At 63.6% G+C, this 26,011-nt stretch carries 19 protein-coding genes; 3 read left to right on the top strand and 16 right to left on the bottom strand.

The genetic code is table 11. The features are described 5' to 3' along the window. Positions 1–488: 488 nt before the first annotated feature. The 3 genes from DN611_RS06310 to DN611_RS06300 are packed head-to-tail and all read right to left on the bottom strand — an operon-like array spanning position 489 to position 6,695. Positions 489–3,884, bottom strand: a complete 3,396-nt coding sequence (locus tag DN611_RS06310; protein ID WP_119310906.1) for a GLUG motif-containing protein — start codon at positions 3,882–3,884, stop codon at positions 489–491. Continuing rightward, complete coding sequence (locus tag DN611_RS06305; protein ID WP_276895962.1) at positions 3,865–6,360, bottom strand: efflux RND transporter permease subunit; 2,496 nt, start codon at positions 6,358–6,360, stop codon at positions 3,865–3,867. Before DN611_RS06305 ends, DN611_RS06310 begins: the two co-directional genes overlap by 20 nt. 32 nt (positions 6,361–6,392) lie before the next feature. Further along, positions 6,393–6,695, bottom strand: coding sequence for a hypothetical protein (locus DN611_RS06300; protein ID WP_119310904.1), 303 nt, complete (start codon positions 6,693–6,695; stop codon positions 6,393–6,395). Positions 6,696–6,880: 185 nt separating this feature from the next. Here DN611_RS06300 and DN611_RS06295 point away from each other — a divergent pair, with 185 nt between their 5' ends. Continuing rightward, a complete protein-coding gene (locus tag DN611_RS06295) occupies positions 6,881–7,522 on the top strand; it encodes a TetR/AcrR family transcriptional regulator (protein ID WP_160117414.1) in 642 nt (213 codons plus the stop codon). A gap of 64 nt (positions 7,523–7,586) precedes the next feature. On the opposite strand, the gene DN611_RS06290 is transcribed toward DN611_RS06295, so the two are convergent. The 9 genes from DN611_RS06290 to ispE form a co-directional block, all read right to left on the bottom strand. Continuing rightward, positions 7,587–8,372 carry a 5-deoxy-glucuronate isomerase gene (locus tag DN611_RS06290; RefSeq protein ID WP_119310902.1) on the bottom strand — a complete coding sequence of 262 codons (786 nt, stop codon included), beginning with the start codon at positions 8,370–8,372 and terminating at the stop codon, positions 7,587–7,589. A gap of 39 nt (positions 8,373–8,411) precedes the next feature. Continuing rightward, positions 8,412–10,577, bottom strand: coding sequence for an S-layer homology domain-containing protein (locus tag DN611_RS06285; protein ID WP_160117413.1), 2,166 nt, complete (start codon positions 10,575–10,577; stop codon positions 8,412–8,414). Between the two features lie 225 nt (positions 10,578–10,802). Then, positions 10,803–12,746 (bottom strand): S-layer homology domain-containing protein, encoded by a 1,944-nt coding sequence (locus DN611_RS06280; protein WP_119310900.1) that lies wholly within the window; start codon positions 12,744–12,746, stop codon positions 10,803–10,805. A gap of 458 nt (positions 12,747–13,204) precedes the next feature. After that, positions 13,205–13,783, bottom strand: coding sequence for an ECF transporter S component (locus tag DN611_RS06275; protein WP_021749481.1), 579 nt, complete (start codon positions 13,781–13,783; stop codon positions 13,205–13,207). Positions 13,784–13,919: 136 nt separating this feature from the next. Next, positions 13,920–14,972 (bottom strand): uridine kinase family protein, encoded by a 1,053-nt coding sequence (locus DN611_RS16955; protein ID WP_256264474.1) that lies wholly within the window; start codon positions 14,970–14,972, stop codon positions 13,920–13,922. A 367-nt stretch (positions 14,973–15,339) separates the two neighbouring features. After that, the gene (locus DN611_RS06265) at positions 15,340–16,353 is read right to left on the bottom strand and encodes a substrate-binding domain-containing protein (protein WP_160117412.1); all 1,014 of its coding nucleotides are present in this window, start codon (positions 16,351–16,353) and stop codon (positions 15,340–15,342) included. Positions 16,354–16,498: 145 nt separating this feature from the next. Beyond that, positions 16,499–17,371 carry a helix-turn-helix transcriptional regulator gene (locus DN611_RS06260; protein WP_025545721.1) on the bottom strand — a complete coding sequence of 291 codons (873 nt, stop codon included), beginning with the start codon at positions 17,369–17,371 and terminating at the stop codon, positions 16,499–16,501. A 134-nt stretch (positions 17,372–17,505) separates the two neighbouring features. After that, a complete protein-coding gene (gene spoIIR, locus DN611_RS06255) occupies positions 17,506–18,141 on the bottom strand; it encodes a stage II sporulation protein R (protein ID WP_119310898.1) in 636 nt (211 codons plus the stop codon). 72 nt (positions 18,142–18,213) lie between these two features. Then, positions 18,214–19,092: a 4-(cytidine 5'-diphospho)-2-C-methyl-D-erythritol kinase gene (ispE, locus tag DN611_RS06250; RefSeq protein ID WP_119310897.1), complete on the bottom strand. Its 879-nt coding sequence runs from the start codon at positions 19,090–19,092 to the stop codon at positions 18,214–18,216. 166 nt (positions 19,093–19,258) lie between these two features. Between ispE and DN611_RS06245 the strand changes: the two genes are divergently transcribed. After that, complete coding sequence (locus DN611_RS06245) at positions 19,259–19,942, top strand: helix-turn-helix transcriptional regulator (RefSeq protein ID WP_197714237.1); 684 nt, start codon at positions 19,259–19,261, stop codon at positions 19,940–19,942. Between the two features lie 395 nt (positions 19,943–20,337). Here the strand turns inward: DN611_RS06245 and DN611_RS06240 are convergent, their stop codons facing one another. Both DN611_RS06240 and thrH read right to left on the bottom strand, forming a co-directional pair. Continuing rightward, positions 20,338–21,618 (bottom strand): DUF1015 domain-containing protein, encoded by a 1,281-nt coding sequence (locus DN611_RS06240; protein WP_021749471.1) that lies wholly within the window; start codon positions 21,616–21,618, stop codon positions 20,338–20,340. Between the two features lie 29 nt (positions 21,619–21,647). Next, entirely contained in the window at positions 21,648–22,247 is a 600-nt protein-coding gene (gene thrH, locus DN611_RS06235; protein ID WP_021749470.1) for a bifunctional phosphoserine phosphatase/homoserine phosphotransferase ThrH, read from the bottom strand. 208 nt (positions 22,248–22,455) lie between these two features. Here thrH and DN611_RS06230 point away from each other — a divergent pair, with 208 nt between their 5' ends. Further along, positions 22,456–22,680 carry a DUF378 domain-containing protein gene (locus DN611_RS06230; protein ID WP_036630419.1) on the top strand — a complete coding sequence of 75 codons (225 nt, stop codon included), beginning with the start codon at positions 22,456–22,458 and terminating at the stop codon, positions 22,678–22,680. An 87-nt stretch (positions 22,681–22,767) separates the two neighbouring features. On the opposite strand, the gene DN611_RS06225 is transcribed toward DN611_RS06230, so the two are convergent. Further along, complete coding sequence (locus DN611_RS06225; RefSeq protein WP_119310896.1) at positions 22,768–24,081, bottom strand: cation:proton antiporter; 1,314 nt, start codon at positions 24,079–24,081, stop codon at positions 22,768–22,770. A gap of 183 nt (positions 24,082–24,264) precedes the next feature. Then, on the bottom strand, positions 24,265–26,007 hold the full coding sequence (locus tag DN611_RS06220) for an Rqc2 family fibronectin-binding protein (protein ID WP_119310895.1): 1,743 nt from the start codon (positions 26,005–26,007) through the stop codon (positions 24,265–24,267). Positions 26,008–26,011: the final 4 nt, after the last annotated feature.

Raw genomic sequence — 26,011 nt, 5'->3', positions numbered from 1 at the left:
TAAGACAGGGCCATTCTCAACAATATGTCCGGTATAACCGCTTAACTTTCAGGATTTCAACCGCCTCAATCATGCACACAAGCAGCTTGCGGCCGTCCCGCCCCGGCTGTCCGGTCCGGGATGCGATGCCGCGCCATTCCCAGGCGAGGATTCTGCTGACGGGGCCGCCTGCTTCCCTCCGGTGCCAACGCACGCTCCGGCAGCCCGGTTCCGCCTGTCATCATTCTGCCGGAACTCCTCCGGCGGAAGTCCGCCAGGACAGAGATTGCCAGGAGAATCCCCGGCCGTTGTCCGTCCATGCGGCGTGGCGCACAGCCATCCGCGAAACGCGAATCGCCGCATGAACGGCAGAAAAGGCATGGCAGCTTGCCATGCCTTTTCCGGCACCGGGTCCGGGGAACCCCAAAAGCGGCATACGGACCGCATCTCCATTCTCCGGCAGAGAGCGTGCCATATCGTGCTTTGTCTCCTCCGCACACGGCCGCAGGTCAGTGTTTGCGTCCTGCCGCAGTGCCTTTCCGCCGCCAGCGGATGAGCCAGCAAAAGCCGATCAACAGCCCGGCAAAGCCGACGGCCAGAATAACGACCGCCAGAGGACCGGCCCGCTCCGTCAGGCAGAAGGTGACCGTCCCGGTCTGGCTCTCCAGCAGCAGATACTGGCCGTCCAACCGGGCATCCGTCTTGGTCCAGCCATCCTCACTCAGCACCCAGAGGTCGTACCGCTTGCCGGGGTCCGGCAGGCGGCAGTGGACCGTGTAGGCCGCCTGTTCCAGGTCCGGGTCCTCCACCGTCACGGTATAGGCGGTGCCCGCATACTCCGCGCCGCCGTCCGTCCAGGCCACCTCTTCCGTGGTGTGGGAGACCTGTGCCCGGCTGCTGAAGCTGCCGTCCACCAGGATCTCCGGCAGCTCCCCGCCATCCGTCAGGGCGGAGGTGTAGGGGGTATACTCCGCCTCCAGGGTCTGGCTGGCGGTGAGGCAGGTGTAGTCCAGATCCGGCCAGGAGGCAGAGCAGCCCTTTTTCGCCGGAATCTCCGGCAGGGCGTCAATCCCCTCTCCGTACTGGAAGGGGACGACCTCTACCACCACGCCGTCCGCCACAAAGGTCAGCTCCAGCCGGGAGAAGGATTCCGGTACGCCGGGCGTGGTGCACAGGGTGTCAAAATCCACCGGTTCAGCATGGCCGGCGTAGCTGATCCCATCCAGAGCCCCCAGTCGTTCACTGGTAAAGGTGTTGTCGGATACGGCGGCATCGGCGTCCACATCTCCCGCCACGGCGCCCAGATAGGCGGAGCCCTCTTCGATTTCCACCAGCGTATGGCAGTTTTCCAGGGTGGCTCCCAGTCCGGCCACGCCGCCGATATAATCGCCGCCGGAGAGATGACACTTGACCCAGCTGTCCCGGATGGTCCCCCAGGAGGCGCCGGCGATACCGCCTACATAACCGCCGTCCGTGCTGGCGATGTCCCCATAGTTCTCGCAGGCGCTCACCCGCCCCAGGTCCATGAGACCCACCACGCCGCCGGCATAGTCCCGTTTTCCGGTGACGCCGCCCCGGTTCATGCAGGCGCGGACCACGGCCTTCGTCTGATAGCGGAAGTCCAGGGAGCGGTCTCCCTCTTCGATCAGGTCATCCTCGGGGTCGAAGTCGTATTCAATGGCCATGGACCCTACGATGCCGGCCACGTTGATGTCTCCCTCCACGGTCCCTGTGTTCCGGGAATTGGCGACACATCCGGTATCCGGTCCACTGGTCTCCTGGTCCGAGATGTCCTCGAAACGGTCCGACAATTCCTCTCCAGTTTGCTCCAGCAGATCCCGCAGCAGATCCGTGATAACCCGGAACTGGTCTCCGATGGCTTCCAGATCGTCCAATAGTGTATCCGTGGCCGCGGACATGGTCTCCCGCAGGGCGTCGCCGTCCTCCAGCAGACCGGCAAAGACGTCCCCCAGGGCGTCCCCCTGCTCCCGAATGGCACTGTCAATGGGACGGATGGTGATGGTGGGCTCCTCGGCCAGCTCCCAAAAGACGTCGGCCAGGTCCTCGCCGAGACGGGATGCCCGGGAAGCCACTTTCTCCAACGTCCTGCCCGGGTCCCGAAACGCTTCCGCCAGGTCTCCGCCCTGTGCCAGAAGCTTTGCCAGCAGCGCTGCCGCGTCGGTGGCGTGTCCGGCGGCGGCCCGCAGGGCCTGAGCCGCCTCTCCCAGTGCCTGCCATGCGGCCGCCGCGTCCTTCCCGGCCTCTTCCAGCTCGCCGCTGTCCATGTGGGCCGCGACGGCGTTCGCCGCCTGTTCCAGCGCATCCCCCGCCCTGGCCAGTGTATCCGCCAGGGCTTGAGCCGCCTCTCCCAGCGCCGCTTCGTCGCCGCCGTTCCACAGAATGCGGGCGATCTCTGCCAGCGTGTCGGACATGTCCCCGAGGGCGGCTGCCAGGTCCCCGGCGGCAGCCCGAACCTCTTCCATGGCCTCCTGGCTCTGGAGGGCGCTGCCCAGGGCCGCGCCCAGATGCTCCAGCGCCGACAGCAGGCGGGCAACGGCCTCTTTTCCACTGGAGGCCGCCCGGCGGAGGGACTGGACTGCCGCCCGCAGCTCCTGTTCCGCCTGATCTCCCAGCCCTGATGCCGCGCCGACTTCATCCAGCGCATTCCCAAGCTCGTCGGCCAGGTCCTCCACCAGGTCCATCACATCGACGGCGTCATCCAGGATCGGCGCCAGCTGGTCGATGAGCCAGGAGATCCGGGCCGTGAGGCTGTTGAGCTCCTCGATATTCTCATTGGTCCAGTCCGCGGCGGAGTCCGCCAGATCGCCCACTGCCTCCCGGGCCTCGTCCGTCCGGGCGGAGATGGCGTCCATCCGGTCCGACAGAGCGTCGGAAGTGCCCCGCAGATCCTGCTGCGTCTGGTCTAGCAGATCCCCCAGACCGTCCAGGGCATCCAGCAGCTCCCCCATCTGCCCCTGGTCATAGAGCAGCCGCACTTCCGGCTCTAACTGACCGGCGATGCCGCCCACGTCCTTCCGACCCAGAATGTCGCCGGAGTTGGCACAGCCGTCCAGATATCCGGACTGCCGCCCCACGATGCCGCCGATGTTGTAGCCCACGTGGTCATAGCCCACGCTGCCGGAATTGGTGCAGCTCTGGATGATACCAGAGGAATACCCGGCGACGCCGCCGATATCGGTGCATACCGGCACGTTTTCCGCCGCGTTCAGCTGTTCCCGGTTGATGGCGTCCAGATCCAGCTCCGCATCCACCTCCGTGGTGTTGATGCTGCCGCTGTTCCGGCACTGGATAACGGCGCCGTAGTTCTGCCCGGCGATGCCCCCGGCATAATGCTCTCCCGTGACGGCTCCGGAGAAAGTGCAGTTGACGATCTGTCCCGAGCTCTCGTTGATCCCCACAAGACCGCCTATGCTGTCCGCTCCCCGCACCGTCCCGTGGAAGGTGCAGCCGGCAAGAAGGCCCCGGTTGCTGCCGGCAATGCCGCCCAGGGTATTCTTCCGGTCAGAGGGATCGACCCGTCCCTCCACCGACAGATCCCGCACTACGCCGGAGGGCTGTATGTACCGGAACAGTCCCCGGACATTGCCGCTGCCCGTGATGGACAGACCGGAAATGGTGTGGCCCTGCCCCTCAAAGGTCCCCCCAAAGGTGGGGATGGGGGTGAAGTCCGTGCCGGACAGGTCGATATCCGCCTCCAGGCGGACAATTCTCCCCTGGGACCAGCTGTCCAGGGTGCAGTTCTCTGCCAGTTGGACCAGGTCCTCCGCCGTGCGGACGAAAACCGTGTCCCCGCCTTCGGCGGCCAGGGCAGCAGGCGCCGCCAGGGACGCCAGCAGCACCGCCGCCAGAAGGAAGCTCAGGCATTTATGAATCTTCCGTCTCATGGGCGGGCTCCTCCTCTTTCTGATAAGCTCCCGTCTCCAGCATTCCGGAGACGTCCCCGTAAATCACGCCCTGGATCTGGGCATCCACTACGCCGGAAATACGGCCCCGAACCCGGCCGTTGACATAGACGGTGCCATGGGCACTCCTGGCAACCTCCGGCACCTTGAGATCGAACCGGGTCCGCTCCACGATCCCGTCGCCCAGGAACAGGATCTGGGGCAGGATGAACATGACCAGGAACATGGAGATCAGCGTCCCCCGACACAGGCACTCGCCGATGCCCACGATGGCAGGCTCTGTGGTGATTTGGGCGATGAGGAATCCGGCAGAGGACAGGATACTCCCCGAGGTCAGTACCGTGGGGAAGGACAGATTCAGCGCCTGGACGATGGCCTCCCGTCGGGACATCCCCGCCTTCAGCTCATTGTACCAGGAGGAGATCACGATGGCGTAGTCGATATTGGCGCCCATCTGGATGGCTGTCACGATCAGATAGCTCAGGAAGAAAATGGGCTTCTGGGCCATGCCGGGGAAGGAAAAATTGATCCAGATGCTGCCCTGGATCACCAAAATCAGCAGGATCGGCAGTCCCACAGACTGGAAGGTGAACAGCAGCACGATGATGACGAACACCACCGACAGGACACTGATCATGATGTTATCCCGGGCAAAGGAGACGGACAGGTCATAGTCGCTGGTGGAATCCCCCACCAGATAGACGCTGTCCGCGTCGTAGTACCGCTCCGCCTCCCGGTGGATGGTCTGGAGGAAAGCAAAGGTCTCCGCCCCCTCCTCCGGCAGGTTCAGATTGATGAGCATACGGGTGTAGTTTTCCCCCAGCATCTGGACCCGGGCGTTGTCGAGCTGTTCATAGAGATCGTCCAGGTCCGCCTGCTGCTCCTCGTCCAGATCCACATAGCCCTCCTCCGCCTTGTCGTAGGCGAAGAAAAACATATCCATCAGAGGGACCGCATAGTCGTCCAGACCGCCCACGATCCGGCCGTAGGCCTCCTCCTCCGCCGCGTAGGCAGTGTACAGCAGGCAGACGAGCTCGTAGTCCAGGTCTGTCATTTCGGAAAACTGCCGGGGCGTCAGGGCATCGGTGAGGGTGTGTCCGTCCATCACCTCGATATTGGAGATGCCCATGGCGTAGTCCACCTGATCGCAGGCCTCCAGCCGTTCCAGCAGGGCTTTCTCGCTGTCATAGTCTCCCCGGGGCACCAGCAGAGCGATCACGTTCTGGGTGCCGAAGGTGTCGCTGACCCGCTGCTCCGCCACCTGGGACTCGTTCTGCCGCGCAGTCTCGATCTGGGTATAGCCGTACACATAGGGGCACCGGTTGGAGAGGAAAAAGCCCCCCACCAGGGCCACAATGAACAGCGGCACTCCCACATGGCGCAGCTTCAGGACAAATCCGCCCCAGCGGTCGATCCTGGGGATGAAGCTGCGGTGGCGGGTCCTCTCCATCGCCTTGGAAAAGAGCATCAGCAGCCCCGGCATCAGGGTGAACACCGACAGCATACTGAACAGAATGGACTTGATCAGCACGATGCCCATGTCGAAGCCGATCTGAAACTGCATGAACATCATGGCCGCCAGGCCGGAGATGGTGGTGAGGCTGCTGGCGGAGATGGAGGGAATGGCGGCGCTGACCGCCGCAATGCACGCCTCCCGGTCTCCGGCGTGCTCCCGCTCCTCCAGGAAGCGGTGCAGCATGATGATGGCATAGTCGATGGCCAGAGCCAGCTGGAGCACCACCGTCACAGAGTTGGAGACAAAGGAGATCTCTCCGAAGATGAAGTTCGTGCCCAGATTCAGCAGGGCCGCCGCGATAAAGGTCAGCAGCAGCACCGGAATCTCCGCATAGGAGCGGGAAGTCAGCAGCAACACCAGCACGATGATAACCGCCGCTACCGCCAGGATGATCCCCATCTCATCGGCCAGGGAGTCCGCCTGGGAATCCCCCACAGAGCTGTCTATATAAAAGTCATAGGGGGCCAGCAGCTCCCGGATGGCCTCCATGGCGGCCAGGGCGGATTCGTCATCCTCCTCCCCCGCAAAGGTCACGGAGATCAGCGCGTCCGCGCCCTTGAAATACGATGCGATGTCCTCCGGCGTCTCGGCCTCCCCGTCCTCCTCTGCGCCGATGCTGTCTCCCAGGGACGCGGAGGAGACGCCCTCGATCTCCCCGATCTGTTCCGCCAGATCCTCCGCGATGCCCCGCGTCACGTGGGACACCATCACCCGGGCGGTACCGAATGTGGTGAACTCCTCCTCCATCAGGGTCAGCCCCTGGCGGGTCTCTGTGGAGTCCGGCAGGTACTCCGTGATGTCGTTGCAGACGCTGACCCAGTTCCGGGAGAACAGGCAGAACAGCAGCGCACACGCGTACAGGAAAAAGATCAGCTTCCGCTTATCCACGATCACCGTGGCCAGCCGCACAAAAAAGGATGGTTTTTCAGTGTCTTTGCGCACAGTTTCAGCTCCTTCCGGCAATCCCGGTCCCATCACGGCTCAGGGGAGATCCGGCTCCCCTCCCATCGCATCCGGCAGACGTCCGCCGTGGTCACTCCAGTAAGGCGTTCCCCATGGAGCTCCAGCGCCGTCTCGCAGAAAAGGGTGCTGACCGCCGTCCGGATAGCATGGGAGAGGCACAGATGCCCATCCTCCGACCGTACGCCATGGACGGGGTTGCGGCGTCCCATCAGTTCCAGGGATCCTGTGACGGCAGAACCCTCGTATTGGAGGACCAGGCGGCCCTCCCTGGGGCCCATCTGGCTGTACAGCGTGACGTGATACTCTTCCCGCATCTTCCTCCGCTCCTTTCCGCATTTCCTCCAGCATACTGGAAACAGGCCCGGAGATGCAAGGTGCAGACCTTGGGCAGATGTCAGAAATCTGACACTTGCCCCCATTCTGCATAGATGCACTCCTCTGGAAAATGTGTTATACTGGGCTGCAATGGACTGGAGTCTGCCGGTCCATGGAGGTCGATATGAAAAAACGGACATACGAGGCCAGCAATGCGGCCAAGCGGCAGATCTGCACTGTACTCAAGGAGCTGATGACCCAGAAACCCCTGAACAGGATCACCGTGGCGGAGATCATGCGGGGCTGCGGCATGGCGCGCCAGCATTTTTACTACCATTTTGACAATGTCTACGACGCGGTGCGCTGGATCTTTGAGGAGGAGGCGGTGGCGCTGCTCCGGGAACACGAGGGCGTCATGCTGTGGCAGGACGGCCTGCTCCAGCTTTTCCAATACCTGCAGGAGAATCGTGCGTTCTGCCTCTGCGCCCTTCGCTCTATGGGTCGGGACCACCTGAAGCGGTTCTTCCAGACGGATATCCGTACTATTATCCAAAGCACGATCCGTCTGATTGCCGCGGAGCTGGGGTATGAGGCTGGGGAGCAGGAGCTCACCATGCTGACCCAGTTCTATGTGGGCGTGCTGGTAAGTATTGTGGAGGACTGGCTCCTGGGCGAGATCCAGGGCACGCCGGAGGAGCTGAGCCGCTTTGTAGACCAAGTGCTGCGGGACCATGTGCGTGGCGCCGGGCTCCGGCTGTCCCAGGCAGGTCCCGGGGCGGCGCCTCTTCTGGAACCGGACCACTGTGCCGGACCTGTTTCCAAATAAAAAGGCTCCGGGTTCCCAGAGAAACCCGGAGCCTTTTTCCGCTGTTCAACTCTCTGTGGGCAGGTCACTCCTGCGCATCGTGAAGCCAGAGATATCGCTCGTCCTCGTTGCGGGTGGTCTGCAGCCAGGGGTTGCCGTCCAGATGGCGGATCATCCAGCAGGTATACATCTGGAAGCCCGGCGCCACTGCCTGGGGATGCAGGCACCCGCCGGGGATGGCGGAGAAGCTGTTGTCCACGCTCTTGAATACCTGGTCCCCCACAAAACTGGCGCCGAAGCCCTCCGGCCGGTCGAACTTGAAGTAATAGCACTCCGGCTGGGGGTGCCGGTGGGGCAGATAGCCGGACCAGTTCCCCCGGTCGTTCAGCACCTCGCCCAGCACCATATTGGACCAGGGGGCGATATCCTTGTCAAAGATGGTGTTTACCCGGCGCTTGGCCACATTGCCGAACTTGCCCACGCAGGAGTAGACCCAGGGGGCGTCCTCCGGCCGGTACAGCCTGCCGGAGAACGCTGTGTCATTCTTCGTGCACTGGACCAGGATCTCCGCGTCTGTCTGCGCCTCCACGGTGATCTCCTCCCCGGCGCAAGCATGGAGGGCATAGGGGCCGTCAGTGAACACGTCTCTGCGGCTGACCGTCTCCGTCCGGCCCTCCCAGCCGAAGGTCACGGTTCCGGACAGAAGCAGCACCGCGGTCTCCTCGCCCCGGCGGCAAAAGTCTCTCTTCCGGCCGGGTTCCATCCGGTAGACCCGGATGTCCATCAGCATATCGCTGTATGCGTTGTCGTAGGTACAGAGGATTTCCTCGCCCTCCGCGTCAAACTCCGGATAGCCGAATACGTTTTTCATGTGTAATTCCTCCCAAATTCCATCATCCGGCGGGCCCGTTCAGGCGCCCGCGTTTGCTCCCTGCCGCTCCAGCAGGCGGCAGAGCATGGCGGCCAGCTCGCCCCGGGTGGCTGTCCGGTCCCCCTGATAGCTTCCCCGGACCATGCCCAGCGCCTGGGCGATGGCCGCATAGCCCAGGTCTGCCTCCGGGATGGCGGCAGCGTCGCTGTATGTGCAGGTGTAGATGCCCTGAAGCCGGGCGGCTGGGCCATAACCTGCGCAGTCCAGCAGACATTTCACTGCCTGCCCGCGGGTGACGGCCCTGCCTTCATCCCGGGTTCCCCGGGGCAGAATACCCATCCGGTAGGCCATGGAATAGACGGTGTCCCGCGTGCTCTCATCCGCTGTCTCCGGGTCGATACAGTATCCCTCCAGGCTGGCCAACAGGGCCACCAGATCCCACTGGGTCAGCTGTTTGTCCGGCCGGAAGCGGCCCCCGTCATAGCCCACGCCATAGCGGGCCAGCTTCTCCACATCGGCTTTCACCCCGGAGCCCGACAGGTCCGTATAGGTGATGGCGGTATCCCCGGACTCCGGCGCCGCCGGTTTGCCGGTGGCGGCGTCAATGCCCAGATACCGCTCCTCCCGCTCCAGAGCGTAGGTCAGCCGCAGCTCGTAGAAGTGGGTAAGCCCCAGCTCCATCAGCCGGGCTTCCGTCTCGTCACCGCTCTCCAGAGGGCGGGGCACCAGACGGTAGGCCAGGACCGTGTCATAGGTCCCCGCCCAGGCGGCCAGGGCCGCCGTCTCACCCACGATACCGGCGGAGCTGGCGAACGTCACATCCTCATCGTACTGATAATCCAGCCGGTACACGGACCCGTCTCCGCTGTCGATGGCCACGGTATAGCGGTTCTCCGGGAAGGGAATGCCGCCTACCTGCTGGACGTATGTGAAGGTGTAGTACGGACGCCGGTCCTCCGTGTTGTCCCGGCCGTCATAGAGTGTCAGGGCACTCCACCGCCCGCCGCAGAGGGCGGACAGGAACGTCTCCGCTTTGACCTGCGCCTCCGCCTGGGTCAGGGCCGGTGTCTCCCCATCCTCCATTCCGGGTGCGTAGGAGAACACCTCCTGGACCGCGCCGGTGCGGGCATCCACTGTGATGGTGCGGGAACAGCTGTCCTCCTCTCCGGGCCGCACATAGGACAGGACGCAGAGGACCTGATCCTCCTTCCCCTCCTGTTCCGCCAGACGGTAGGCGGCGGAGGACAGGGCGTACTCCGTCAGGCCGTAGACCGGCTCTGCCCGCAGGCTCTGGTCCAGGAACGCGGAGGCCCGGACGCCCTCCATCTGGGCGATGCCCGCCTGCTCCGCCGGGCTGAGGCCGCTGCCCCCGCTCTCCGCAGCCGCGGTGTTGTCGGCACTGCCTCCGGCGCCCCAGCCGCCCATCTGGTCCTCCAGCTCCGTCAGATTCAAAAGCGCTCCTGTGGCGGCGTCTACATAAAAGGTGTCCGTATCCACCGGCAGATACCGGAGCACGGCCGACGTGCCGCCCGCCTCCCGCACGTATTCCAGCTTCAGCTCCAGGGTGTCCGTCAGGAGTTTGGCAGCCCGGTCGCGGCGCACCGCAGCGGCGGCAGAGGGGACGTCTCCCAGGAAGGTGTCCTCCGCCGTGGTCCGGTGGAAAGACCGGACCCGGTTGTCCGCCGCATCCACAGTGATGGAATAGGTCAGCGGCGAGGGCAGGCCGTTCAGCAGGATCACTCCGGAGTAGCGGTAGCTGTCCCCGCCCAGAATATCCATGCCGCGGGGCTCTTCCAGCTTCACGCTCTCCCCCTCCCGCAGGACCTTGTCCAAAAAGTCCCCGGCGGCTCGGGCGGCCGCGGCCTCATCCCCCTGGGGAAAGACCGGGAAATCCCCGCTGTTGGAGGCGGTGTACGGCAGACCCAGATCGTAGCTGATTACGGTCCCGTCATCCAGAGCGGAAATGGACAGTTCCTCCTCCAACTCGGTCGACCAGTACAGATCCCAGGCACCGGTCAGACCGTCCTCATACCAGCTGCCCTGAAATTCGTCATAGGCATCCGTGTCCAGATCCAGGGCCGCCTTTACGGCCTGGGTCACCCTGGCCAGGGCCTCGTCTGTGGTCTCCTCTGCGGCGGACGCCGGCAGCATCAGCCCCAGAGCCGTCACCATAGCCAGCGTCAAAGAAAACAGCTTCTTCATCATTCGTCCCTCCATTGTCGGCAGTTTCCGGAATGGTGATTCCATTCTATCCCAACAGACGGAAAAATTCCAGAGATGCTGCGGATTCTCCTTATTTTTTTAAGTTCCTTGAAAGGCAGAACGGCGGGCCGCACGGAGAATCTCCGCGCGGCCCGCCGTTTGACATGGGCTGCGTCCTGGCCGGGCGATTCGGCCGGACCTGCCTGCATCTGTCCTGGGCCCTCTCTGTCACGCCATGGCGCGGTGGAGGAAGGTCATGATCTGCGCCCGGGTGCAGGTCGTGCCGGGCTCAAAGGTAGTGGAAGTGGTGCCCTGGGTCACTCCGCTCTCCACGGCCCAGGCCACCGCGTCCGCATAGTACGCACCTTCCGCCACGTCCCGGAAGTCATGCGTCCCGGATGCCGCGGGAGAGCCCTCGGCCCGCCACAGCAGCACCGCCGCCTGAGCGCGGGTGCAAACCCGGTCCGGGGCAAAGGCAGTCTTGGTGACGCCGGAGGTGATGCCCTGCTCCACAGCCCACAGAACTGCCTTATAGTAGTAGCTGTCGGGGCTCACATCCGTGAAGGGATTCTCCTTTTCGGACGGCTCAGGAGAGCCGTTTGCCCGCCACAGGAAGGTCACAAGCTGGGCCCGTGTGCATCCGCGGCCCGGGGCGAAGGCCGTTCCGGTGACACCGGAGGCGATCCCCTGCTCCACAGCCCACCGGACCGCATCGTAATAGTACGCGCCGCTGTCCACATCTGTGAAGGGTAGCTCCGTCTGCTCCCCGGAACGGACGAAGGACGCGGACACGGTCACCCCGCCGCCGGGCATGACGAAGGTATAGCGTCCCTCCCCCGCGTTCTGGACCCGGACTGCGCCGTCCTGGCTGTCGGTGACAGTCAGCTTCTTCAGCTCGTATCCGTCATCCGGCGCCGCGGTGATGGTCACCGTCTCACCCTCGTCGGCCCGACCGGCACTCACCTCCAGGGAGCCGCCGGTGACCCGGTCCACAGTAATGAGATGCTCGCCGTCCTCGGACTTCTCAGTCCACCGGGCGTACAGGGTTGTGTTTGCGTCGAAGACGGTATCGGCAGTAACTGCAGTGCCGCCGTCGGCGGCGGTGTACCAGCCCGCGAAGGCGTAGCCGCTCCGCTCCGGCGTGGGAAGCGTCCCCACGGCTGCGCCGCTGGTGGCTGCCATGGCGGCCGCGCCGGCGGCGCCCTCGCCGAGCTCCAGGGTCAGGATGATCGTCCGGTCCGGGTCAATGAAATCCTCCAGCTCTGCAGTGGCAAAGCTGCCGCCGGTGACAGAAATGCTGCCGGAGCCGCTGTTGGCCACCTGACCGGTCACAGTGCCGCCGGAGATGGTGATCTCCGCCGCGGTGTCGTTGACTACGCTGCCCACGGTGCCGCCGTTGATGGCGATGGTTCCGCCAGTGGAGCCGCCCTGCGTCTTGATGTTCTGATAGCTGCCGCTCTCCACGGTCAGGCTGCCGGAGGCATCCTGCCCCTCAAAGACAATGGAATCCCCCTCGGCAATAGCAGCGTTCGCAAAGGTGACGCGGCTGCCCCGGTCGATGTTGACGCCCCACTGGTTTCCGGAGGTGGTCAGGCCGTCCACGGACAGCTCCGTGCCATTGACCACCAGGGCGTACCAGCGGCAGTTGGAGATCTCCACGTTCTCCAGGGTCACCATTCCGGCGTGGTAGATGTTCAGGCCGTGCTTGGCGGCACTGCCGCCGTCAAGGGTCACATCCCGCAGCGTCACCTCGGCGCCATCCTGAAGATTGAGGAGGCTGGGGCCGGTGCCATTGTCGCCGGAGACAGAAAATGTGCCCGCCTTCGCCCGGATGGTATGGCCGCTGCCGTCCAGAGTCAAGTCCTTGGACAGCGTCAGCGCTCCCTGGCCGTTGACCAGGCCGGAGGCGTCCAGCTCCACGTCTCGGAGCAGCCGGATGGTGGCGCCCTCTTCCGCCTGGGCCACCGCCTCCGCCAGGGTGGCATACTGGGTGCCGTCGATATCCGCGGTGTTTTCCGTTTGGACGCCGTCCTCCCCGGCCCCCTCCGTCATGGTCTGGACCTGCCCGGCGGCAGACGCACCAAACATCCCCTCCGCCGCCTGGGCATTGGCCGGCAGCATGGAGGCCAGCAGGCTCAGAGTCAGCAGTCCGGTAACAAGTTCTCGCTTCATGTGTGTAGATTCCTCCCGATTGGTTTGTAGGTATCGGCGCTTTGAAGCGGGCACTCTCCGTCCGGTCCGAAAAGGGGCCTTCCCAGATGTAGAAATTCTGCCAAATCATTGCGGATTCTGTCAAAAAGCCAAGCAGGCAGCGGAAAATCCGGCCTCAAAAGCACGGTTCACATCCTAACACAGCGGGGCAGAGCCACGCAAGGGCTTTCCGGATTTTCCAGATGACTGGAAATACCTGGCACATCAGCCGCATCTATTGGGCCGCAGTGCATCCGGCAAAATATGCTGGAACGATCCGGGCGCCGCGCCAGACATTCCCGGCAGCGCAGAGCCGGCTCCCCAGCTTGGAGGGCTCCGGTGAGCCGGCGGGCGGCAAGGCATGTGAAAGCCCCCGGCGGACCGGAACGTGTCCGGTCCGCCGGGGGCCTGCTCTGCCTGCGAAAGAAGCCGCCGATCAGTCAGTTTCCGGCGGCCTGGGTACCGGCCTGCTCCCGGCGGAAGCGGACCATGCCGGTGCGGTCCAGAGCCACCATCAGGACGGGAATGAACACCAGCTGGAGGATGATGCCGGGAATGGCGTTCACCAGCGCCTCGGTCAGGAAGATCTGCCAGGTGAAAGGCACGCTGGCCACGCCGGTCATCACCACCCGCACCGCAGCCCAGACGATCCGGCCGCCCACCATAGCAGCCAGCAGAGCACGGTACAGGGCCACCACACACTGCCAGCGGGACCGATTGTACAAAAAGCCCGCGATGCCACCGTAAGCCGCCAGCTCAAAGGCCATGGCCACAGCGGCCACCAGCGGCGGCATTCCGAAGAGCGCCATCCGCATCAGCGGGGCCACGAATCCCACCACCGCGCCATACCGCCAGCCGCAGATCAGGCCGCAGAGGAACACGGGCAGGTGCATGGGCAGCAGCATCCCGCCGATCTGGGGGATCTGTCCGGTGAGGAAGGGCAGTACCAGCGCCAGGGCCAGGAACATGGCCGCCAGGACCAGGTTATGGACATTTGTTTTGAAATTGCTGTGTTTCATGGGGTTAAACTCCTTCTCAAAAAGTCTTTTCGCGCCGCCTTCTGGCGCCGCACCAGCCTTCTGGCTTTTTTTACGGAGTCTGCAGGGCTGTGAATACCGGCCTTCTGGCCGGGCGCTTTTCAGGGCTTTCCCCTCATCAGGGGAAAAATTCGGTGGTGTCGATCACCAGCTGGCAGCCCTTCTCCGGGCCGCATTGGCGGATATACCGCTCCTCCAGGGGCATCCACCGGCTCTCATAGGCGGCGAAGTGGGCGCCCTCCCGCCGCTCCAGGCGGCGGCGCTGCTCCTCCGGCGCACAGGTGAGAAACATCCGCAGATCATAGCGGGCCGACAGCAGCGGGTGCTGGGAGTAGCTTCCCTCCACCACAGTGAGGGGCCGGGCCGGAAGCGTTGTCCCCTCCCTCAGCGTGCCGCTCCGGCAGTCATACGGGCGGCAGCGGATCTGCGCTCCGGCCCCTGCCGGCACCAGTACCTCCTGCAGGAAGCGGGCCAGGTCCATATTTCCAGCCGGGATCTGCTCCCAGTTCTCTGCCCGGCGGTCCGGTGGGAGATAATAGTCGTCCATGTGGACCACGTTGCAGGGAAGGAGCCGCCCCATCAGGTCTCCCAGGCCGCTCTTGCCGCTGCCGCAGCGGCCGTCAATGGCCACGACGGCTGGTCTGCCGCTCCGCGCCAGCCGGGCCGCCGCCAGCAGTGCCGGGAAGTACCCGCCGTATGCTGTCCGCAGGACCCGGTAGTGGGGGTCATACGCCTCCCGGTAGGCCGGCGAGTGGTGGACGGGCGGACAGCCCTGACGGCGGTACACCGCCAGCCAGTCCGCCATACCGGGCAGGGGCAGCGCCTCCGCCGCGGTCAGGCATTCCTCCAGGTCCGCCGCCGTCCCGTGGTGCTCCGCCGCCGTCAGAAGCAGCAGATCCGCCAGGAGCGGCGCAGCCAGCGTCCAATCCCCCGTCCCCGACAAATGAACGCGGCACAAACCGTTCCCGATCCGCTCCGGCGGCCGGGCCTCCCGGTCTGCGGGAAGGGCGCTGCACTCCCCCAGCAGCTGCCGGAGGACATCTCCCCGTTCCCCCGCTGCATGGGCTGGACCGAACGTACTCTGATAGGCCAGCTTGGCGCAGTCCTGGGGCTCCATCAGCGGATAGCGGGCCAGGTGCTCCCGCAGGACCGTTTGAAATTCCTCATGCATCTCTTCAGCCCCCCGGCAGCCATGGTATTGCGCATCGGTCATCCGACACGTTTATAGGATAGCACCTGGAGTACACTCAAAGTCAAGAGCAAGCGTGAAAAAATCTGAAATTTTTTCGGATGGTATCCGCACGCGGAGCAGAGTGGGAGTTTGCAGCTGGTTTTGCGCACCCGCCTTTCATCGCGCATGCCGATTCGGGATATGCCCGTTCAAATGCGGAATCCATGCTGTGCAGCCCGCGTTCCACATCCGTTCCCTGTCTGATGCCATGCCGGGGCGCCCGTCCCGCAGTACCTTCTGGGCTGAAAAAGCCTGTGTTCCTTCTGAACACAGGCTTTTCTGCACTCCGGCAAAGCAAGGCAGTACGTCAAGTGGTCACCGCCTCCACAGGAACCCGGAGTACAAAGGGCTGCTCCGGGTCCGTGCAGTCGTTCCCCAGCAGCTCCCGGAGCCCGTCGTCATAGGCCCGACCCCGGGCCAGATTGACGGCTGCCGCCACCGCCGCCCGGGCCTGGTCCTCCGGATTCTGGTCCACCGTCATATAGAGCTTGCCGCTCTCCAGGGCGGCGGCCCCCTCCGCCGTGTGGTCCACGCTGACGATGGGCGCCGCGCCCGGATCCCAGCCGGCGGCCTCCAGCGCCTCGATGACTCCCAGGGCCATTTCATCGTTGTCGCAGATGACGCAGTCAAAGTCCACGCCCTGCTCCAGCAGGGCCGCCATGGCTTGGCGGGCCCGCTCCCGGCTGAAGCCGCAGACCTGGTAATCTGCCGCGGCGATGGGGCAGAAGCCGTCGTCCAGCAGGCTCTGCACGGCGGTGCCGGAGCGGGCATCTGTATTCTCCTGGCCGGGCATCCCCTGGAACAGCAGATAGCGGATATCCGTCCCGTGGTCCGTCTCCCAGAAATACTCCGCCAGGGCGTGCCCCTGGAGGGCGCCGCTCCCGGCCTCGTCCATGCCCACAAACACCATCCGCTCGTTCAGGATCGCCGTCCCCGGCGCCCGGTTCAGCAGCACGACCCCTGCGTCGCCCACGATGTCTGCCACCTTTTCGGAGTCCTCCCCGTCTGCAAGGTTCACCAGCAGGGTCTCCACGCCTTCTGCCAGGGCCTCGTGGACCTGGCGCAGCTGGGTCTCCGGGTCGTTGCCCGCATTATAATACTGCACCGCGTAGCCCTGGGCGGCGGCCTCCGCTTCGATGTCCGCCTTCAGCTCCGACAAAAACGTATCCTCCCTAGACAGCAGCAGGCCCAGAGCCCTCGTCTCCCTGGTCCGGGACTCCACAGCCCCGGCGGCGTCCGCGCCGCAGCCGGTGCCCAGCACTGCCACGGCGGCCAGCAGGGCCACAACTGCGCCGATCTTCTTCCTCCATGTCCGTTTCATCTGGATCTCCTCCCTATTCATCCGTCTTCTGCTTAGGATGCTGGACAAAGTATACAAATATACCTGACGGAATGAAATAGACAAACCTGCGGGGGGAACGGCATGGTTCCCTCCGCAGGTCTTTTTTCCGGACTTTTCTGCGGTCTCACGGCCCGATCCGGAATTTCCGGTACTCCGTGGGCGTGAGGCCGACGTATTTTGAAAAGATGCGTGAGAAGTAGCTGGCGTCCGCGAATCCCACCGCCTCGGAGATGGTCTGGACGCTGTCCTGTGCGTTCACCAGCCGCATCTGAGCCTCCCCGATCCGGCGGCGCAGGACATACTGCTTGAGGCTATATCCCGTCTTCTGCCGGAAGATATGGGACAGATGATAGGGACTCAGATAAAACTGGCGGGCCAGCTGCTCGATGGAGAGGTCCTCCGCATAATGGCGGTCGATGTATCTGGCCACACGGCCGAAGGTGGAGTCCTCCCGGGTGACGAGATCCTCCTTCCGCCCCGCCGCCATCCGCCGGACCAGCTCCAGCGACGCCAGCATCAGGTGCTGGCACAGCTCCTGGAAGCCCGGCTCCCGCTCCGCTGCATACCGGTCCATCAGGCAGAAGAGCTCCTTCAGGTCCGCAAACTGCTCCGGCTGGTGAAACAGGGGGCAGCGGTCCGGGGAAAGCAGGCTGTATGGCGGCAGGTCCGCCAGCGCCAAGTTCCCGATGGCCACGCACAGGGTCTGATACGGCTGGTCTGCCTGGGGGAATTCGTCGTGGAGGGCGCCGCCGCTGCACAGCACCACATCTCCGGCTGCCACCTCGTACCGGCGGAGATCGACGGTGTACCGGCCGCTGCCCTTCAGGATCAGCAGCACCTCCGCCAGGCGCTCGTGGCAGTGCATCAGTGTGGCGTGCTCTCCCTCCGCCCAGTCATAGTGGCAGATGTACGCCGCATAGGGCCGGTCCTGAGGCAGGCGCGCCGCCTCCTGCGGTGTGAACACCACCCGCTGCCGATTCAGTTCCGCCTCTCTCATGCCGCCGTCTCCTCCCCGCTGGAAAGTGCGGAGCATCCGGCCATCCGCCGCTCCCCGCCGTGGGGCCGCAGGAAAGTCCGGTCCCGGCCCTTATGATACCGTTCCCAGCGGGCCGTGTCAAGGGCGGCTCCCGCTCACTCCAGCGCCGCCTTCAGGCGCTCCCACAGCTCCACGGCCTTGAATTTCAGCTGGTAGCCGCCATCCTCCTCCGTCATCAGGCTGACCTGGTCTTCCGTCAGGCCAGCGGCCAGGGCCGTCTCCGGCACGCCCGCGGAGGCAGCGGTGCACAGGGGCGGAAACACCACACACCACCAGTTCTGTCCGACGCCCTCCCCAATCAGAATCCGCAGGGCCAGATACTCCCCGGCTGGAAGAGAGAAGCCGTCATATTCCTTGGTGGGAAAGGCCGTGTCCTCCAGCTCCGCCGTCACGGCGTAGTCATAGCCGTTGGCCCGTACCGTCTCCTCGGCGATGGCCTCCAGTTCCGGCAGGCTCTCCCGCAGGCGAATCTCTGCCTCCGCCCGGTCCGCCGACTGCTCCAGAATCTCCGTGGCTCGCTCCAGCACCGCATCCCGGACCAGGAGCTTCAGTGCCTGGTCCTCCTCCGTATCAGAGTTGGCCAGCACATGGAGCCGCACCACCTTGTCCGCCAGGTCCCGCTGGGTGTTCAGCGCCCAGACGCCGGTCATCAGAAACGCCGCCGCACCCAGCAGCAGGGCCAGTTCCACGATCCGCAGAGTCTTTCGCTCACGCTTTGCAGCTGTTTTCATATCCGTTTTCCGTCCTTTGCTATGTAGCCCCATGGGGCCCGTTTCCCCCATCATGGACGGAAATTCCGGATTTTATTCCATCTTTTCCAATATTTTTACCGGCGCGGCCAGATACGTCTGCCGGTAACGTCCCTCCAGTGCCTCCTTTGCCCGGACCGCCTTCTGCCGGTCATCAAACAGGCCGAACACCGTGGGGCCGGAACCGCTCATGGCCGCGCCCAGAGCACTGTGTCGCAGCAGGGCTTCCTTGATGGAGCGGATCTCCTCCCCTTCCTCCTCCGTCAGCACCCGCTCAAAAACATTTCCAAGGCAGGCGGCCGCGGCGGCCAGATCGCCCCGGGCCAACGCCGCTGCCATGGCCGCCGTATCCGGCCGGGGGCCCAGGTCCGCCCCGTCCAGCCGGGCAAACAGCTCCGGTGTGGGCAGGCCGAAGTCCGGCTTGCACAGTACGATGGCACAGTCCGGCAGAGGCGGCAGGTCCGTCAAGATCTCACCCCGTCCCTCTGCAAGACATGTGCCGCCCCGGACGCAGAAGGGCACATCGCTGCCCACTGCCAGCCCGATCTCCTCCAGCGCCTGCCGCGGCAGATCCGGGGCGTACAGGGTCCGCAGGCACCGCAGCACCGCCGCCACATCCGCACTGCCGCCCCCAAGCCCCGCATAAGCCGGGACCCGCTTGGCAAGGCGTACCTCCAGCCCCGGCACCGGGCGGCCCAGCCTGTGGAAAAAGGCATCCGCCGCCCGCTGCTCCAAAGTGACCTTCCCCGCCGGAAGGGAGATGCCCTCTGTCAGCAGGGAAAAGCCGCCCGCCGCCTCTGCCACCGTCACGGTGTCCCCCAGGGACACGGCCTGCATCACCATCCGCATGTCGTGATAGCCGTCTGTACGCCGCCCCAGAATATCCAGAGTCAGGTTGATCTTGGCCGGGGCCTCCAGCGTCAAAGTCTTCATCGCACCACCTCCCGCGGGCCTCCGCCCGCTGTCTGGGTCCAGTATAGCACATCCCTCCCCAAGTAGAAACAACGAATCGCCCGCAACCGGACGGTTGCGGAAAGTTGGTGGACGCAACCGGAAAAACCTGCTATGCTGAGAGCAGCGGAGCGGGAGGCGGTGCGTCATGGACATGAGCAAGGCGATTCGGGAAGGCCGGGATCGCTTGGGCATGAGCCAGGAGGCTCTGGCGGAGCGGCTGGGCGTGAGCCGGCAGGCGGTATCCAAGTGGGAGATGGGAACCTCTGTTCCCTCTCCGGAAAATCGGCGGGCGCTCTCGGAGATTTTGGGGACAGACCTTCAAGTGGAAAGAGAAACAGCGCCGCCCGTCCCTCTGCGGCGGTGGAAGCGGCTGACGCTGGCGGCAGGGCTCCTCTGCCTGGCGCTGCTGGCGGCGCTGGGCTGGATCCTTTACAGCGCGCATCAGGACGGCTGGCCGCCGCCGGAGGATCCGCAGATTACAGGCGTCTATTTCTATGATGCGGCCGGGCAGGAGATCGCCAAAAGCGACTTCGGCTGGTATCTGTTTCCGCCAGACAGCACCGTGAACGTGGCGGTCACCTTTCAGGACGGCCGGGAGCACACGGTGGATCAGGTGGTTTTGTTTCTGTATCCCACCGGCACCGGAGTGGCCGAGGAGCGGCAGCAGATCGGCGTCCGGCGGATCCGGGACGGCCGGACCTTCGCCCTGTTCCGCTGGCAGATCCCCGCCAGCCTTTATTCTCATTTGGAAGTGCAGCTGGAGTGCGGGGATGGTCAAACAATCTCCGTCTCTCAGTGGAACGTGATCGACCGGGATTCTGCCTTTTGAACGAATGCCCGGCGTCATGTAAAATTTCACAAATCTTCTTTCTTTTTTAACACAATGCGGTGCATTTATACGCAGCACAGAGGGGGTGGAATGAATTGTTTGGGCAATCCCCCCAACAGCACCAGAAAGGAGCATCGTATGCTGGACATCCTGTTTTTGAGCAGAAGCTCATTGCTGTACGCAGTCCTGCTCCTGTCGGCCATCACAATTCTGTCCCTCGCCCTGCCCTGTTTCGCGTATGAAGCTACCCAGAAGTTCCGGAGGCGGAGGAGCCTGTTCTAAAAAGACGCTCTCCCCAAAAGCCGCGGCGGTCCCGCGGCTTTTGCCAGGTTTCAGAAGAAACAGCGCCGCAGGCAAAAGCCTGCGGCGCTGTCTGTATCTGTGGAAACGACTTCTTACTTGATCTTCCGGGCCTCCACATAGTACCGCTTATCCTGGGCGTGGCCCATGGAGAAGGTCTTGCGGGGCAGGACGCCGTCGGCCATGACGGTCTTGAACAGCTGCTCCTTGCCCATAGCCGGGAGCTTGAAGCCGATGTTGCCGGACTTGCTGCCCAACTCGTCCGTCACTTCGTCGCCATGGATGTAGTCCACTTCGCCGCCGTGCTCCTTGAGATAGGCGTCCAGGAAGGTCTGGAGCGTGCCCACCGCCAGCTGCATCCTGGGATTGGGCACCGTGATGGTACCGGTATGCCCTGCATAGGTGTAGGCGATGGTGTGGCCCTCGCCCTCCCCTTCGTGGGCGCCGGGATAGGCGGCCTTCATCGCCTCCAGCACCTGTTCGGGCTCCACGCCGAAGAGGACACGGTGGATCGGCTCGAACTGGAGGGCGTCGTCGTGATTATTCACCACTTCCACCAGAGCATAGCGGGCGGGCAAATCGGCCCACTGGTCCTCCGGCGTGACCTTCTTCAGGTTCTCATAGCACTGCTTGGCTGTTGCCAGAGAGTGGTTGCCGTCGCCCACCGCGAACAGCAGAGGTGCCGCGTCCTTCAGGCCGTACTTTTTCTCCATGGCCTCCGGCGTGCACATAGCCGCCAGGGCGTCCGCCACGGCGTCCATCTGGGCGTCCGTCAGCTTCCAGCCCTTCAGGTGCCCGCCGCCCTGCTGCAGGTCAAAGTCATACAGCTGCTCCATCTCCCCGCTGGCGGCGGTCAGGGGCTCAATAACCGTGCGGTCCGGGTCGTCGATCAGCAGCATCACGTGGGGCAGCTCAACGGGGGCGTCCTGCCGTACCCGTACCCGGGGTGGGATGCGGGAGAGCACCGTCCCCTCCGTGGCCCGGATCAGGGCGCCGGAGCCGGGGGTGAAGTCATACTGGTCCAAATCCACCATGCCGATGAGGCCGTGGCGCACCTTGCCGTCGGACTGCGTGCGCTCAATATAGAACAGGGACCCCGGCAGGGTCTGAAAGACGCCCTCCGCCAGATAGCGGTTCATAGCGCCGTTGATGTCCGCGATATGGGCGTCCACATCCGGGTCGTTCAGCTTGGCCTCCGGCAGGATCAGCCGGAGGGTGGAAGGCGCGTCCCCCACAGTCTCCTCCACCGCCTGCCAATACTCCGGCTGGGAGGTGAACTGGTCGCAGGCCACCACGGCCCACTTGGTCATGTCCGCATCCTTGGGCAGCAGGATATCCGCCGGGTAAAAGCCCAGCTTCTGGAATTTCTCGTTCATGTCGCGTCCCCTTTCTTTCCGGAAAACTCTTACAGCGCCGCCTTGATGGCCGCCAGCAGGTCGTCAAACTCCTCAAAGGCCGGAATCTCCGGGTGGTCGGCTTTGATCTGCTCCGTGCTCTTGAAGAGGAAGCCTGCCTTGCTGGCCTGGATCATCCCCAAATCGTTGAAGCTGTCGCCGCTGGCGATGGTGTCATAGCCGATGGACTGCAGGGCCTTCACCGTGGTGAGCTTGGACTTCTCACAGCGCATCTTGTAGCCGGTGATCTCGCCGTTCTCCGCCACCTCCAGGGAGTTGCAGAAGATGGTGGGCCAGCCCAGCTTTTCCATCAGAGGCTTGGCGAATTCCTCAAAGGTATCGCTCAGAATAATCACCTGGGTGGTGGCCCGCAGCTCGTCCAAAAACGCCTTGGCGCCGGGCAGCGGATCAATCTTGGCGATGGTGTCCTGGATCTCCTTGAGCCCCAGGCCGTGCTCCTTCAAGATGCCCAGCCGCCAGGTCATCAGCTTGTCGTAATCCGGCTCATCCCGGGTGGTGCGCCGCAGCTCCGGAATGCCGCTGGCCTCTGAAAATGCGATCCAGATCTCCGGCACCAGGACGCCCTCCATATCCAAGCATACAATATTCATACTGTCTCCCCTTATCAATCGGTCTGCGCGGCTTCGCCGCGGGCGAGATCGGATCCCGCTGTTTCGATTATACAATCCCTATCTTTCCTTTGCAATGCGATTTGCAAATTTTGTCCAGGCTGGAAATTTTCCCCATCCGCATAGTTCCCGCCCCGTTGGATACACTAACGCCAAATCCCTGCTGGAAGGCATAAAGGAGGTTTTTCGCATGGTGATTGATAAGATCGCATTGGCACTGGCTATCATCGGCGCCCTGAACTGGGGCGGGATCGGCCTGTTCGGCTTTGATACGGTGGCTTTCCTCTGCGGCGGCCAGATGGCCATTCTCTCCCGCATCATCTACGCCCTGGTGGGCCTGGCGGGCCTGTGGTGCATCACGCTGTTGTTCCGCTCCTCCGACGAGGAGACGGGCCACGCCCGCCACACCGCCTGACGGCGGATACAGCGCGCTTTTCAAAATACGGGGAGCCGACCAAAAGGCCGGCTCCCCGTATTTGCGGTTCTCAGTCACCGGAGCAGATCAGCCGCGGTCCTTGTCTCCGCCGTGCTCCCCTTCTTTCAGGTATTTCTGGTCCCTGGCCAGAAGCTCTGCGGAGACGATATCCAGCTGCTCCATCTTCTCATAGTGGTCTGCCAGATTGCTGTCCGCCGCGCTCGCCGGCTGTCCGTCGTGCCGGAATACCAGCTTCAGCAGGATGGGTGTGAGGATCGTGCCGCCCACCACGGTGATGATGACCGGTGCCATCAGGGTCCCGGACAGCACTCCCAGCTCCAGGCCCCGGTTGGCTACGATCAGCGCCACCTCGCCGCGGCAGACCATGCCCACGCCCACCTGCAGGCTCTCCTTGCCAGTGAAATGACAGAGCTTTGCGCCCAGGCCGCAGCCGACGATCTTGGTGGCCACAGAAATCAGCAGCAGGAGAATGGAGAACAGCACCAGGCTGCCGGTCATGCCGTCCACCTTCGCCTTGATGCCCACGCTGGCGAAGAACACCGGCGTCAGCAGCAGGAAGCTCAACGGCTCGAACTTGGATTGGATATAGGAGGACTTGGGGGTGCAGGAGATCACCAGGCCCGCCACATAGGCGCCGGTGATGTCCGCCACGCCGAAGAACTCCTCCGCGCAGTAAGCCATCAGAAGGCACAGCACAAAGGCCAGCACCGGATAGCGGCGCCGCTCCCGGCCGGGCCACAGGGCCATCAGCCAGCAGAAGAACTTGTGGGCGAGGAAGGAGACCACAGCGGAGAACACGAAGAACAGCACGATCTTCAGCAGCACCAGGGCGATGCTGTCCTGTCCGCCGGACAGGCTGCTGACGATGGTCAGGGCAATCAGGCCCAGCACGTCGTCGATCAGAGCCGCCGCCAGAATGGTGTTGCCCACCTTGGTATCCAGCTTGCCGATCTCCTTCAGTGTCTCCACTGTGATGCTGACGGAAGTTGCAGTAAGGATGGTGCCGATGAACACATCCTCCAAAAATCCGCTGGTCTCAATCATGCCGGTCCGGTCAGCGAACATCGCCAGCCCCGTACCCAGGACCAGTGGAACGATCACGCCCAGCAGGGCCACCAGGAAGCCTGCCTTGCCACTGTGCTTCAGCTCCTGGATATCGGTGCCCATGCCGGCAGAGAACATCAGTACGATCACGCCCAACTCGCTGAGCTGGGTGAGGAACTCCGTTTCTGATAGTACGTTCAGCATAGCCGGTCCCAGAATCAGTCCGGCCACCAGCGCGCCAACTACCTGTGGCATCTGGATGCGTTTCGTCAGGATGCCCAGCACCTTGGTGCTCAACAGGATCAGCGCCAGGTCCATGAGATAATGATACGTCATTGCCTCTCACTCGCTTTCTGAGGTCTGAATACTGATTGCCTCCCGTTTTCAGGAGAGCTTTATTGTAAACCTTTGCTCCCGTTTTGCAAGAGCCATTCTGCACAAAAAAGATTCCTGTTTTTGGATATTTTGAAATAAAAAGAAGCTGCTTGACCAACAAGCAGCTTCTTTTTAACAACTTTTTTATGACAATTGAAGTTTCTTCACAAGCCCCTCCTCCGGCGCCACGTTCACGGTACGGCAGGTGGAGTAGATCACCATGCCGGGCCGGGCACCGGCGGGCTTCTTCACGTTCTTCACCGGTGTGTAGTCCACGGGGACGTTGGCACCCTCCCGGGCCTGGGAGAACCAGGCCGCCAGCTTGGCCGCCTCCACGATGGTGTCATCGTCCACCTCACGGCCGCCTGTGCAGAGGATCACGTGGGAACCGTGGATCTTCTGGGTATGGAGCCAGATGTCCCGGTGGTCCGCGCTGCGGGTCAGCTTGTCGTTCTGGCGGTTGTTCCGCCCCACCAGCACCCGGAAGCCGGAGGTGGTGCGGAACTCCAGAGGCTTTGCAGGCCGGTTCTGTTCCTTTTTTCCCTGTCGGCGGAGGAAGCCCGCGTCCCGCAGCTCGCCGCGGATGTCCAAAAAGTCCTGTTCCGTCTCTGCCCGGCTCAACTCCTCCAGCACACTCTCCAGATAGTCCAGGTCCCGGCGGGCAAGGGCCATCTGCTCCGCCAGATACTTCTCCGCCGTCTTGGCCTTGGTGTAGCGCTTGTAGTATTTGGCGGCGTTTTGCTGGGGCGTCAGCAGCGGGTCCAGGGGAATGGCGACAGAGCGGCACTCCGGGTCATAGAAATTCTCCGTCTCCAATCTGGCCGCCCCCCGCTCCATGCGGTAGAGGTTGGCGGTGATCAGGTCGCCGTAGATCCGCAGCTGGTCCCGGTTCTGTGTGGCGGCGTAGTCCTTCTCCTGCATGGCCAGTTTCCGCCGGATGCGGTCCCGTGCCGTGGTGGCAGTCCGCAGCAGGTCCGCCCCCCGCTGACGCACCCGCTCCTGCTGCTCCCGCAGGGCGTAGAAGTCATCCATCAGGGTGGAGAACGTGTCATACCGGACGGTCTCCATAACAGGGCCGTACTGGGCGATGGGGCAGTAGGTGAAATCTGCCATCTTCCCATCTTTTTTCAGGCAGATTGGTGTAAAGTGATTTTCCTGTATATCTCTGATGAGCCCGGACAATTCCTTCCAGAGGCGGTCCTCTCCCACCGCTCCCAGGTCAAAGAGATGGGCATCCGTCTCCCCTGCGGAGCGGAAGGCCAGTTCCCGGGCGATCAGGGGGGAGATGCCGAAGTAGTGGTCCAGCAGAAAGGCGTCCACACTCCGCTCCGGGTTTGCGGCGGAGATCTTCTCTCGGAAGCCGTTCTCCGTCTCCTCCGTCACCGGCAGGCGGCCTACGGAGGCAGGCGGCTCATAATACAGCCCCGGCAGCACCTGCCGGGCAGCAGACATGTCCGCGTCCACCCGACGGAGGCAGTCGATGATCCGGCCCTCCCCATCCAGTAGGATCAGGTTGGACCGGCGGCCCATGGCCTCCAGCACCAGGGTCCGCCGCCCCGGCTGACCGAAGTCGTCAGTAACGTCCAGCTCCAGCCGTACCAGCCGCTCCAGGGGCGGCTGGGTGACCGCAGCCACCCGTCCCCCAACCAGATGCTTGCGCAGCAGCATACAGAACATGGGGGGCTCCGCCGGGTTGTCCCTTGTCAGGGCGGTCAGCTGGATGCGGGGAGTGTTGGCCCCGGCGTTCAGCAGCAGCCGCTTATTCCCCCGCAGCAGCAGGATCACCTGGTCCCGGGCGGGCTGCTGGACCTTATCGATCCGCAGGCCCAGCAGCTCCGGTCGCAGCTCCTCCGCCACCGCCTGCATACAGATTCCATCCAATGGCATGGTC

The sequence above is a fragment of the Oscillibacter sp. PEA192 genome (genome assembly GCF_003574015.1).
GTDB classification, from domain to species: Bacteria; Bacillota; Clostridia; order Oscillospirales; family Oscillospiraceae; genus Oscillibacter; species Oscillibacter welbionis.
Note: the sequence above shows the minus strand (reverse complement) of the source record. Positions and strands in the feature narration are given on the sequence as shown.